Source organism: Pandoraea horticolens, from assembly GCF_902459555.1.
GTDB lineage: Bacteria > Pseudomonadota > Gammaproteobacteria > Burkholderiales > Burkholderiaceae > Pandoraea > Pandoraea horticolens.
Genome location: NZ_CABPSM010000015.1, coordinates 50,007 through 63,990, shown reverse-complemented (window position 1 = coordinate 63,990; position 13,984 = coordinate 50,007). Strand labels below are relative to the sequence as shown.

Genomic DNA, 13,984 nt, shown 5'->3' with positions numbered 1-13,984 from the left:
TCCTGCGAAGGAAAAGCACCGCTAGTGATCGGAAAGCGGGAGCATTTTGACACGTCCGCGACAAAGTCTGTACACGGGTGGTGCGTTTGCAACACATGAAATTCCCAGCATATGTCGCCCGTGCCGCAATCGATTCGGTGACCGTGATATCCGCCATCCCCCGCCCAATACGCGAGGCGTCATATTCGCCCGCCCCGCATACAAGCGCTTTCGGCTCATCGGCCCAAAGAAAAACGGCGCGTCGCCGGACTGGCGCGCGCCGTTGAACAGAAGTCTTGTGACGTCGCGGCAATCGCTCCCGATATGCGCCGCTCGCCCTCGTGTAACGCTACGTCGTGCTACGACCCGGTGCCGTCTTGAACGGCTTGGGTGCCGATGCTCCGGCGGGTGCTGACGACGCGGTGCGCTTACGCGTTTTCGCGGCACTGCCAGCCGCAACGGGTTTGGCCATTCTCACCGACTTTGCCCGCGCCGCGCCATTGGCCGCGCCTACGGCGGCAGACGAACCATTGCCTACTCTCAGCCCCTGTACCCGCTTCGTCGCGGCGACAGCTTTGGACGACTTGCGCGGCTTCACCACCTTATCGGGCTTGTCCGCCTTCGCCGCTTTTTTCGGCTTGGCGGCCTTCACGGCCTTCGCAGGTTTAGCCGGCTTGGTGGCTTTAGGAGCCTTGGGGGCTGCCGGCTTGGCGGGCGTCTTCGATGCAGCCTTCGCAGCAGCGGCCAACTCCAGATCGATGGTGTGCTTGAGTCCGGCGATGACCGGCGCGGCCAGATCATCGGCAAAGTGATCGAACCAGCGCTTGGCTTGCAGGAGCTTTTTTCCGCCGAGGCGTCGCTTGTGATCTTCGTCGCTGGCAAGCACCTTGGCCGACAGCCGTGCGCGGCCCTTCGATAGGCGTTCGAGAACGGTGATGATGGTGAACCCGCGATGTAACGTCTTTTGCTCTGCAGACATACTGGCCTCCTGAAGTACCCGTCTCGAGACGGGACCGGATTGGATCGATGCCACGATCTGAATCACGTGGACACGAACGATCCTACCACGCCGCAACGCTTATGCCAGCAGGCTCGCGCCCCCCCTGAGCACCTAGTGTGTGGTGCACACACCCCCAGGGGCCGGAACGCTTGAGCAAGATATTGCACGCAGGCCGGGATCGCGAAACGGATGCCCGCGTCCAGGAAAGCCCGCATGAGCGCCAGATTGATGGCCACATTTCACTCACCACCTATCGATCCTGCCGCAACGCCAGGCGTTCCGCGTCGCTCAGACGTGCCCAGAGCGCCGGATCGACCTTCGCGCCCAGCCCCACGATCTGCACCGGGTTTGATGCGCTGTAGCGAGCCGTCTCGGGCGAAAACGACGATCGCAGCGGCAACGCCGTACCAACGCCTGCCCCCGCCTCCGGCGCAGTCGCCTGCCCCAACGTGCGCACCGTGAAGATCGACGGCTGCGATGCACGCGCGGCACTTCGCTCACGCTGCACGGCGTCCTGCGCGGCGGACGCTGCTTGCGCTGCACTGGCGCTCGCGTTGGTCAGCGCCGCCACGTTCACGCCAGCGATGACCGGAACGCCCGTCGACTTCCCTTGCACCTGGATGTTCGCTGCGTTCATCACTTGCGGCGCCACCAGATTCAAGCTCCCCGAGACCCGAATCCCCGCCTCGCCGGCATCGATCGTTCCCAGCGGCGCCAGCAGATCGACGTCGCCCGGCTTCACCTCCGGAATCGGGTTAAGTGTGGCGATCCCCGCGCCGGTGCTCGGCACCTGCGGCGATAGTTTCACGTTACCCCACGGGTCATATTCACGCTTGGGCGGCGTATAGACGATGGTGGACTTCGAACCGCGCCCCGCGTTGATATCCCCCTCCGACGACCAGCCGAGAATATCGCCCCCGAACGTCGTCATGATCCGGCTCTGGCCAAGCAGGATGCTGCCATGCGAGAACATCTCGATATTGCCGCCGCCCTGCGTGAGCACACCGGACTCCGCCGGGGGGGCCGCGCCCTCGATGCCGAAGACCTGTCGTCCGCCCGGTGTGAGGAGCTGGATGCCACCACCATAGTTGGTGCGGATGTAGCCGCTGCGCGGGTGATAAATGTTCACCTGATTCTGCTGGTCCCAGATCACCTGATTCCCCCGGAAGAGCAGGATGTCGCCCGCGTACGCCACGGGATTGCCGTTCGCATCGGCGTCCGGGGCAAGCGCGGTTATGGCATTGCGGCTGCGCAGGAAGCTGCCGTAGCGCGGGCTGGCCGGATCGTTGTACTCGCGCCCGCCAGCCTTGAGTTCGGCGAAATAGACATCGCGCGCAAAAACCCTCTGCTGCTCCACCGGCAATCCGAGGTAGTACGCGCGGGCTTCGTCTCCGATGCCCGAAAAGCCGTAACGTTCGGCCAGCCACGTCGCCAATTCCGCTTCGTAGGTCTTCACAACCTTGCCCGCCTGATCGGCCAGCGGCACGCCGACGCGCGCCAGATTGGCCGGGTCCAGATAGGGTTTCACGAACTGGAGATAATCCAGTCCCCTGGCGCCCACGCCCGCCTGCATGGCGATGCTCGCTCCGGGACGCGTATCGGCCGTCGTGACAGGTCCGACACTAGTCACCGCAGCACGGTCCTCCATCAGAATGTTGCGCCCGGCGCTGATATCCAGCGTGCCCGGACCGGCGACATTGAATGAGCTGTAGAGAATGTCGCGTCCGGCAGAGACAACCGACACGTCGGTCACGTTGTTATGAACGAACAGATTGCCCGTGTAGCTGAAATCGAAACCGGTTGCATTGGCCCCTGAACCTTCCTCAAGCAGCAGGTTGCCACTTCGCACGATGTCGCGTCCCGCCAGCATCCGGACCGGCTGCGCCCCCTCATACCAGGTTCGGCCGCGCCGTGGTTCCCGCTCGAAGAATGAGCCTGTGCCGGTGAACTTGATGATCCGCCCGGTACTCACCCCAACCAGATCACCATCCACGGCATAGAAGAGCGCCGGGACCGCGCCGGCATTCGGTTGCCCCGTCGCGGAATTCGCGTCGAATGCGAACAGCGGGAACTTCCCGAGCGCCGCGCGATTACCGTCGCCAGAAAGATTGGTGGCGTCCGGTGTCGGTGCCATCGACCCGCCCACGGGCAGCAACCAGGACAGATACGCGGGCCGTTGCGGCGTCGCAATCGCGCGTTTCGACGCCCCGGACTGGCTGACCGTGAAGCCCCCTGCGTAGATCGAGTCAGCGGCGAGGAACTGCAACTGACCACCAGCGGACGACGGTGCCAGCAAGAACGAGAACGCGTTGTTGGTGGCGCCCTGCACGAGCCCCTGCTTACTGTAGTAGAGGCTGCCACTGGCCGCTACAGCACGCAGCGTCGACGGATACATCACGGCTTCATCCGTCAACGTGCCGACCGTGGTGTTGACCGGCGTGAGGTTGCCGCCCGCAGTGACCATATCGATAGCCGTGCGATCCGTCCACAAGGTGAACCAGCTCCAGCCGCTACCGTAAATGCCCGTCTTGCTGACATACGGCGAGGCATAGTCCATTGGAAGCCGGCCGGGATCGGCGACGTCGTGCGTGACCTGATCCGACAGCGTCGACAGGTTGAACGTCGAATCCCCCGGCACTAACGTGAATCCGCCTCTCATGTCGCCGCGCGTGGACCGGAAGGGATCGAACGCGCGGGTCTCGCCCGCCGTATGTTTTGACCACGTGTTGCCGTAGACGAGGTCGATCGTACCCAGTTGGCCGGCCTTGATCTCGGTGTGACCGCGCAGGTTGCTTACCACGCCGTTCGCGTGATCGATAAGATTACTGCCGACAGGATTCACCGCGCCGCTCACTCGCAAATCGAGGTCGCCGCCACCGGTCAACGTCATGCTGCCGTCCGCCGCGACACGGCCGGTGCTCGCAACGGCCAGCACCAGCCCTTGTGGGCGCGGGTTCACCCCCTCTGAGAAACGGCTGCCGGCAAGCCTCGTCAATTGTCCCGCGTCGCCATCGATCTGCGCCGTCAGATTGCCCCCACCCAGCGTACCGAACCCCGTAAAGCCGATCAGGCGGCTGACGCCTCCGCCAAATGCGCTGACAAAACTGCCGAAGTTGATCCACCACGCCGTCGGTTGCACCTGGGTGCCGGTGGCCACGCCATCGCTGCCCTGACGCCATAACCAGTTGCTCACGCTGGCGCTGTCGTACCCACCGTCGCCCGGAAGCGGCCGCTGGCTGATCCACGCGCTCGGTTGCAGTATCGACCCCGTCAGATTGCCGCCGACACGCAGCGACAGATTGCCGCCCTGATCGGGATACCAGGCGCGATACACGCTGTCGGCGCCACCGTCGACAAACGCTTCATTGTTGCCTGCGGGCTCGTTGAGCACAGTGCCGGCCGCACTTCTCGCTCGCGGCTGGTTGTACGGATCACCCGGACGAGTCTTGTCCGACGACGTACCGGCGGTGTAGACACCGTACAACGAATCCACGTGCATGTTGCCGCCACTGAGCAATTCAAGATCGCCCGTGCCGGTGCGCAACACGCTGAAACGCTGACTCGTCGCGTAGTAGCTGTAAGTCATGCCCGGCGCGGTACACCACCCCGGGTTCTCATCACACATCGTCGGCCAGCCGAGTTTGACCGGGTCCAACACGTCCCCCACATGGAGCGACGGATCGCCCCATTCGTCGATCCCTTGCTGCGTCCACGTATAGCTGACCTTGATGACGCAATATGCCGGTGAATCCGAGCAGAATTCATCGACGGAGGAGTTGACACCCAGCTCTTTGAGCAGGGCCTCTTCGATCTTTTCGCCTGCCACAATGCCGTTAATCCCCAGATCTGCCGCTTCCTGCGACCAGTACGAAACCCCCTTGGGTGGCACACCCTTGCCGTACATGCCGTAGTGACTGTCCGCCAGCCGCAGGTCCCCATGCACCGGGCGCGTTTGTACGATCCGGCTATCGGCCGCGGTTGTATCGGCCCCCGCGACCAGCCGCAGCGACCACGACTGAGATCCCTCGGGCAACATCTGGGCAATGGCCCACGACTTACCTTGCCGGCCGGCAATCTCCGGACGCAGCTCGATTGAGTCGACGCCCGCGAGCAGTTTCACGTTGGTACCTGACGGGATCACCGCCCCCGTGGCAAGCGCGTGTGCCCCGTCGAGCAACACCACGTTTCGTTTCAGATCGCCTTCGCCAGAATCGGGCGTTCCGGGCAACGGCACGCCCTTGGGCCAGAGCATGGCGCGTGCGCTCACGCCCAACGGCAACACCGAACCAGGGTCGACCCGGGAATCGGCCGCAAGCGTTACCGGCGTCTTCAGCAGCGTGCCTGCCGCAAACAAGACATTGCCCGCGCTGTCACGCACAGCGCCCGTGAGCACCGTACCGGCGGGCAATATCAGAGGCGCGTCGAGCGTCACTGTCACCAGTATGCGCGTACCGGCCGGTATGACAACGCCCTTGATCGGCAAGTCGTAGTTGAGGATCGCCCCGGCGGGGAACGCGGTACCGTCGGCCAGCGTCACGCCCAGCCCCGGCACGACAATGTCGTCTCCACCGAAGTTCATGCCCGGCAGAAGCTTCCACCCGTTATCGTCCTTGGTGATCGGCGGCGGCGAGAAGCCATCGTTGATGCTGCCGAAAATATCGAGATTTCCGCCCGCCCGCACGGTGAGCATGCCCACCTCTCCGGAACCGTAGACGTTGGTCTTCGCCGAGCGCGGATTGAGGCTCGCGTAGCGATAGCCCGACAGATCGAGGTCACCGCGAACGATCATATCGCCGTCGGCGGCCTTGCTCACAACCTCCACGCCAGGACGCAAATGCAACGCGTCGAGGTAGTTGGCGTTATTGAGCCCCGCCATCTTCACGTTCAGCAGATTGCCGTTCGCCAGCGCATGGTCGATGAAGGTCGTACTGTCTGCGTGCTTGCCGTCCATGTACGCCTGATCGATCACCTGATACGGACGGCCGCCGGCCGCCAGTTCCAGCACCGGCTTGCCGGTCGCATCGAGCGCGACGTTGCCATTGGCATCCTTGAGCGTGGCGTATGGGGCGTCGTCGTACCGCTGCATGCCGTTCAGTGCAATGGACTTGGCCCCGCGAATGATCAGACCGCTACGGGCGTCGATGGCAACGTCACCGTAGGTGCCGGCATCGGCATCGTCCACCCTGCCCTGACTCCCCAGGCGCGGCGCGTTCAGCGTGAGCGTGCCGCGCGGTGCACCATCGTTCTGCCCCGCTGCCGTGCCGAACGCCGCATTCGTGCCATGACGCAAGTCAATCTGTGCGCCGCGCCCCAAGGTGAGGGTGCCGTTGCCCGAACTGAGTTCGACGATGGCTCGGTTCGGGCTGTCGATGATCTTGCCGTAACTGTCCACGCGCAATACGGTGCTGTGCGTATCGAGCACCGCGGTATCGGCCAGCGTGAGACCGTTTTTCCCCGCCAGCCGGATCGATCCGACACGCTCGCCGCTGGCGTCGATGACGCCGGCGACCGTCAGACTGCCGTTATCGACCGACACGTTGACGTCGCCCGCTTTGAGTTCACTGCCGATGGTGAGGTCGCCGCGCTTGAGCTGGAAGCTGCGCCCGCCAAACACGCCGCCGTCATTCAGCCGCGTGTTGAGCGCCGCGAACTGCGCATCCGGCGACCCGGCGCCCAGCGATTGCGCACGGATCTCCACTCTGCCCTGCTTGAACGGAACCCACGTGCCGGCGGCATCGTAGTGGCCGCTGCTGTTGCCAAGAATCCGGCCTTCCAGATTCACTTGCCCCGATGCTGCATCGAGGGCGATGGCCTTTAGCGTGCCTGCGCTGCTGTTGATGGCCGACAGATCAATGCTCGACCCGCCTGACTGGAAGATGTTGCCACCACGGCTCTCCAGCACAACGTCGCCTCCCCAGGTGAATTTATCGACGTCGAAGAAGCTGCGTTTACGCCCTGCCAGATCGATCTGTGCGGCGTCGGCCAGCGTCAGATCCTTATCGGCAATCAGCGTGAGCTTGCCGCTGGGCAGCACCACGGCCGTCGCCACACGCAAGCTATCGCCGTGCAGTGTCAGATCTGCGCCCAGCGCGTCGGTATCCCGCGAACGATCGACCGGCACCGCACCTGCGGGCGCCACCACGGAAACTGCGCCGCCAGCGGTGATCCGGTTCGAGGAACCGGCCGCCCCCGTCAGGAGCGGCGCCGTCAGGTTCAGGTTACCGCCGCTGTACTGGAAGCCGCTCAACGCGTCATAGGCGCCCTTTGACTGATACACCGACAAGCTGCCCTTGTGGTTCGATGTCATGCGATCGCTGGCGCTGATGTTGACGTTGGCGAAACCCAGCGCCAGACGATCGTACGACTTGATACTGCTCGGCTGCGAAAACGGTCCGAAACCGAACTCGAAGCGCTCCGTCTCCAGATTCAACGTGCCGCTGCCGGTGCCTGCCCCGTTGGCAATCACGGCGCCGGGCTCGCTCTGCGCCCCGCCCCAGACCAGGTTAGCGGTACGGATAGTGGCCGCCGTTGCGCCATTGCCCTGCCCGTAGATGGCCGGCGTCGTGAGCACCAGACGGCTCAGCACGGATTTGCCGGTTGTCTTGTCGTAGGTATCGAGCGTGACATCGCCGTAGAAGTTGACGCTGTTTGCCGCGCTCAGCGTCAGCGTCTCTAATGCCGGAGCACCTGTCGACGTGTCTCCTCGCAGCAGTCGGTCCATGAGATTCTGGTTCATCGCCAAACCGTTCGCGCGGGTACCGTTCGCCTGCGCTTCGGCAAGCGCTTGCGAGGTACCGACGTTGATGGCGCCCACCGCAAGCGTGAGATTGCGTGTGCCGTAGCGCACAGCGTCGTCGAGCGTGAACGAACCGGTCGTCGCCGCAGCGATCGTTCCTTCGGAATAGAGCGTTGTCGTGCCGGTGCATGCGCCACCGGGACAGTTGCCGATTTCGATCCCCCCTCGCGCGGCAGCGCTGGGCGGCAAAAGATTCACCAGCCCGTTGGACGCCGCGAGTACGTAGCCGTCTGCCTGATAGATAAATCCGTCGTTCGCGTCGTAAGCGACCTTGCCCCGGCCGAGCGTGTTGATGCCCGCCCCCTGCTCCACGCGAATCAGACCACCCGCGAGCAGATTTCCGGGATTGTCCGCCGCCACGAGGAACACCTCCGGTGCCGACAATATCGCGCCGCTGCGCAAATAGAGCTGCTCGGGCATGTCATAGCCGAAGCTGATGTAGTTGCCACCCTGATCGTAGGTTGTCGCCGGCGTACCGCCAAGCACGATGCGTGACGCGCCGATATGATTCAGGCTGTCCACGCGCAGCGTGACCCCCCTGAATCCGGGCGTGGCATTGGCGTTCGCGGCCACGACTTCCAGCGCCTGAATCCCGGCGCTTCCCCTCGGCGTCAATACCGACACCGTGCCGCCGTAGCCGCCTTGCGCCGCATCGAAACGGCCCGTGCCGTCGAAACGGAAGGCATTGGCACCGGCGCCCGGCTGTAGCGCCAACTGAAGCGTTCTGGCGTCGACCGGCAACGCGGAACGCGGAATGCCACGCCGCGCCGCATCGGCTATCGCGAACGTGGCATAGTCGGTCTCGTTGTATTGCGAATAGGTGCGCAACACGTTCGCCGGTGTCAGGATCATCTGACTGGCGAGACTGTTGCGAGACCCGGTGCCCGCCGTCGACAGGGTTCCGGCAGCGGACCACGAGCCGTTGCGCATGGCCTGCGCCGATGCGCCCGCACCTTGTCCCGCACGTCCGTTGACTTCGACGCGGAACGCGCCCGGCAGCAGTGCGTAAGTCGAAGGCATCAACGTATAGGTGCCCGCAGGCAGACCGGGCACGCCGGCGCCGATAGTGATCTGGCGGCCGATGGCCGGATCGCTGGTGCCGCCCGCCGACGGTGCGTAGGCACTTTGCATGCCGGGAACGATGGCGTAGACGGGGTTGGTCTTCGAGTCCGGCAAGACGAATCCGCCATTCGCACCGACCTGCATCAGCGGATAGAAGCGCGCGTCGGTCGAACCGCCGCGCCCCGAAACGAAGCCGGCACCCACGAGGTCGCCACCGCCAGAGAGGTCGACCAGCGCGCCGCGCTCGACGCTGACCGACTGCCCCGCCAATACCAAGCCGACGACACCGCCCGCGCCCGGGAAGGTGACGTCCTTGCCGTTGTAGGTCCAGCTTTGACCGTCGAGCGTGCCCCCATAGGGCATGGTGAGACCGGCACCACTCACGGATGTCACGCTGCCGGGCAAAAGACGGACGGTCAGGCTGTTCGCGCCGTCGTAACCCGGCGTGCCAAGCTGAATGCGTCCCAATGGCGCACGGACCACACCGCCTTGTTCCACGTTCGCGGCCAGCAACGACAGCGAGCCGAATGCCGAATATGGGAGTTCCGGGATGACATCGGTGGTGCGCGCGACACTCAGCTTACGCGTCGGGTCGTAGCCGGCCAGCCCCTTGACAACACTGTAGCCGGCTCTGACAGCGGCACCTGCGCCGGTGCCCGGGTACAACTGCGCGGCGCGAAGCGTGATGTCTCCGGGGCCGGACAGCACCGTGACGGGCTCCCCGCCCTTCCAACCGTCGCTAGTAGGCATAAACCGCAAGTCGCCACGACTGGTCAATTCAATGTTACCGGCGTCGACGGCCACCCCGCCGCGTACGTCGATGAGGTTGGCATTCGCATCCAGTTTGCCAATGAGCGGGCGCGGCACAGGCGTTACCTCGCCCGGGACTACGTACCCGTCCCGAGTGTTCAAACGTGCCTGAGCCAGACGCAGGTACGACGCATCGAAGTGGACGTTCGACGGCGCGGCAGCATTTTTCGCCGTCGTGAGGCCGCCGTAGATCTGCAGATTCTGGTTGAGCTTGAGCGAAACATCGCCAGCAAATCCGACTTGCCCGAGGATGGAAAAGTTACCGAAGCCGCCTGCCTCGATCTGTGCCACGGACAATCGGCCGTACCCATAAGTCAGTGCGGCGGCGGCCTGCGCGGGCGTCAGCATGCCGTGCAAGGGGCCCTCGCTCTGGACTTGCTCAACAGTCCATTCGCGCGATGCAAGCACGCGCTCGGTCGCCGCTTGCTTCAGATAGGCCGCACTCACCTGCGCAACGGAAAATGTGCCCCCCGTCGCACCAGCACCACCGGCAACTGCTCTGAACGCACCGTCCAGATACAGGCCATTGTTCGACGCAATCGAGATATTGCCGCCGTTGGTCGTGACCTGTCTTACGCCCTGTCCGTCGACGTTGAGCATCGCCTGCGCGCCGGAGGCATCGAGTACGGCACCGTTACGCACGACCACGAACAGGTGCGTGCCTGTCGCGCTGCCGTTAACATGATCGATCTCTGCGCCGATGACGATATTGCCGCCGTTGCGCACCAGTCCGTAGGGATTGCCACGCACGTCGCTCGCCGTCGCCGCCCGGGCCGCCACGTCCAGCACGGCGCTCTCGCCAACCCAGATCGAGCGGGCATGCCCCTGCGCGTTGACCGTCTCGGCCACCACGGCATTGTCCTTCATGTCGCCCAACGTGATGTTGCCGCCCCAGGCGTTGAGCGTGCCGTCGACCGTGATCTGGCCGATGCCGCTCAAGGCAATCGACTGTCCCGGATCGACACTGACGACCGCCCCCTTGCCGACGACCAACTGAGCCGTCTCCATGTCCGCCGCCGTGGAGAGGTAGTTACCGGTCTGGAGGGCAAGACTGGCGCCTTTGCGCTGGGTGAGCACCGCCTTGGCGGCGTTCTCCTGATACAACGGCGGCGTCCACACCGTGAAACTGTCGCGCAAATCGCTCGACATCAGATCGCGTGTTGCGTCGGCCCGTCGATAAACGGGCATCGTCACATCGACATGAGCGCCGTCGTTCACGCTCACGCCTACGGCGCCGTTGACCCGATAGCTCGAAAAGCCCTTGTTGAAGAAGTCGCTGCCAAGCGTCAGCGTGCCGGCTTCCGGCGTGGCCGGTGCCTCGCCGATCACCACCTTGTGCGACAGCAAGTCGAGCGTGCCGCCGCCGCTGAAACCGTAAGCGCGCACGTTGGCGCCGTCACTCAGCGTCAGCGACGCGTTGCTTCCCGTGGCGGCCAGCGTGACATCGCCACCGCGCCCGCCCTGCAATTTCCCGTCGCTCGCGAGTGTCGCGCCGGAAGACACGTCGACGAGGCTGCCCTGCCCCAGAGTGAGATCGCCGCTGCCGCGAAGGGCAACGCTGCCACCCTCTCGATAAGGCAGGCCATCGATCCGGTCGGGGTCCGTCACGAGATTGCTCCACCGGCCGCTCGCATCGAGCTTCACGCCCTTGGCCACCGTTACGTTGCCCACAGGCGTAACGGGATTGACCGTGGTGTTCACGAGGCCGTTCGCATCCATCTGGCTCAGCAGACTGCCGATCTGAATACGGCCGCCGTGCGCGGTCACGTTGGCGTTCACCGCAACGTCGTTGCCATACAGGGTGACGAGGCCACCCGAGGCCACGCGAAGGTCGCCGCCGACCTCGATCCGATCCTTGGCGGCAACGCGAATCGCCCCGAGCGAGAAACCGTTGAGAAGCGACGTGTCGAGCACCAACTTGCCCTGACGCCCGACAGGGATCGCCGCGGTGAGATCCAACCCTGCCGCCACGCGCGCTTGCGTGTCGCGCAAGTCGACCTCGTTCATCATCGCACTCAGGTTGTCGTAGAGCAGGCCACTAGTCTTGTCGTACATCGACTGAGACTTGCCGACGATCAACTGCCCTCGGCGGGCGACCGCGTTCTGTGACTGGTTGTACCCGTCGAGATCTGGTGCCGGGGCCTGTGTCTGGCGAGCGCCCTGGAAGATGTCGCCGGCAATGCCGCCTTCGAGCACAGCGCTCTTGGTCGAGACCACGAGGCGCCCGGCGTCGCGACCGACCGTGTAGCCATTCTCAAGGCGTGTCGACGGCGCGATGAACGGTGTGGCGTAGTAGCGAGTCGCGCTCGCCCCCCAGCGGGCGTGGACATCCTCGAAGCCCTTGTAAATGCCGGTGTAAAGCAGGTCGGCCGGGGCCTTCGATACTTCGTACAGACTTCCGTCGGCACCCTTGAGCCAAGTCTGCTTCAGATAGCCGGTCTGCACATTGAACGTGCCACCCGACAAATTGATGTTGGAGCCCGATTGCGTAACGACGTCCGCGCCGCCGAAAGTCAGCGTGCCGCCCTGCGCCATCCATTCGCCAATGCTATGTCCCTGGGTACCGAGGTAGCCGCCGACTTCGAGCAGGCCGCCTGCCGTGTACCAGCGGTCGCTGTCGTAACCATTCGTCCCCTTCGGAACGAAGACGACCTTGCGGCGGTCGATCCACACGTCGTTGCTGTTGAGCAGTTTGCTGCCGCGATTGCCCGGCGCGTCGCGCTGCTCGTTGCCCTGAACGTTGACCTTGACGTTGTTGCTCTCCATCGACAGATTGACGCCGACGGCCCCGGAGACATCGAGTTGGGCACCGTCGCGCACCAGACTGCGAGTCGCCGCGTTGACGATGATCTGTCCGCCGGTCGCCAGCGTCAGCGAGTCCGGCAGGAAGTCGACGGAGCCCGCGCTGGTGATCTCGATACGCGACTGGTCGCGCCGGTCGTCGACGGGTGTGATGTTATAGGCCCCCTCGACGGGCGGCCCGAGTAAAGCGCTGCGCTGGCTGTCCAGCGCGCTGCCGCTGCCATCGATCACGATGGCGGTCGTCGCCCCGCGCCCAACAGCGATCTTGCTATCAGCCCCCACAGCCAACAGATGGAGCGTGCCGCGCGTGTTGACCGATGTGGTGGCAATCGCCACGCCATTCTGCTGGACGTCGCGCCCGGCGAGCGTGACATCTCCCTCGCGAGCCATGATCAGGCCCGAATTGGTCACGAGCCCGGCCGCGCTGTTGGCGGCGAATTGCGGCGTGACCTCGCTGCCGCGTGTGGTCGACGCCGGGTTGCTGTTCGTCCCGACACCGCGTTTGATGACAAAGCTGTCGCCCGCCGCCAGCACCGCCTGCCCCTTGAGCGTGGCGATGTCGCCTGCGTTGTGCACTTCCTTACCGAGCAGCAATACGTAGCCGCCACCGTCGGTCGACGCGCCCGGCGCGCGCGTCGCGATCTGCGCGCCCGCCATGACCTGGACTTTGCCTGCGGCCTCGGTAAACGTCGGGGTGCTGGTCCCCGTGCCGTAGATGCCATTGTTCTGGAACTGGTCATTGCTGATGTTGGCCGCCGCCGCCACGAGATTTCGCGTGTCGATCTGGCTCGACCCCGTGAACACAACACCGTTCCGGTTGGCGATCAGCACCGTGCCATCTGCCTTGATCTGCCCCTGAATCACGCTCGGCCGGGCTTGCGGATCGTTCACGCGATTGAGTACTGCCCAGTCGCGCTGCTGCTCGAAAGCGACCGTAGTGTTCTTGCCGACGTTGAACGTCTCCCAGTTCAGAATGGCCTTGTCGGCGGTTTGCTGCACCGACACCGTGGTCTTGCCGCCGGACGCGGTCTGGGTCGGTGCGTTGGCGTTGATCCAACCCCGCGTCAGGCTGTTGGTGTCGACTTTCAGCCCGCCGGAGGCCAAGCCGTCGGGCGCCGAGGCGTCGTTCTGCGCAGCCTGCCTGGCCGCAGCCTGCATCGATTGCTGCGCCGCGATGGCCTGCGCAGCGGTACCCAGATTATCGATGGAGCGCCGCAGTTGAACGTTGGCCAGACGCTGTTGCTCGGACGGGGTATTCAACGAGGAGACCGGCATACCGTTAGGCAGTCTGCCGGTCTGCGTCGCCGTATTCTGTGCAGCGCCCCGAGCGGCAAACCAACCTGCGCTGAACGCCTGTTGCGCGTGCGCATCGACGAACATGCCCCCCGTGGCCAGCGCCATGGCAATCGCACGCGTCATCGGTGCTGCGCGAAACACGTTTCTCAGTTGTTTAGGATACCGTACTTTTTGTGTTGCGCCCGTGTGCCCGCGTGTGCTCATCTCAAATCCTGCCGGTAGAGGGTCCGTACCACTCG

At 64.4% G+C, this 13,984-nt stretch carries 2 protein-coding genes; both read right to left on the bottom strand.

The window, feature by feature from the left end; genetic code table 11:
* Positions 1-328: 328 nt before the first annotated feature.
* Complete coding sequence (locus PHO31112_RS20955; RefSeq protein WP_150622702.1) at positions 329-958, bottom strand: hypothetical protein; 630 nt, start codon at positions 956-958, stop codon at positions 329-331.
* A gap of 271 nt (positions 959-1,229) precedes the next feature.
* A complete protein-coding gene (locus tag PHO31112_RS20950) occupies positions 1,230-13,868 on the bottom strand; it encodes a filamentous haemagglutinin family protein (RefSeq protein WP_150622700.1) in 12,639 nt (4,212 codons plus the stop codon).
* Positions 13,869-13,984 lie beyond the last annotated feature (116 nt).

Coding starts and splice junctions, on each gene's coding strand:
- PHO31112_RS20955 (WP_150622702.1), bottom strand. CDS start 958: ATGTCTGCAGAGCAAAAGACGTTACATCGCGGGTTCACCATCATCACC.
- PHO31112_RS20950 (WP_150622700.1), bottom strand. CDS start 13,868: ATGACGCGTGCGATTGCCATGGCGCTGGCCACGGGGGGCATGTTCGTC.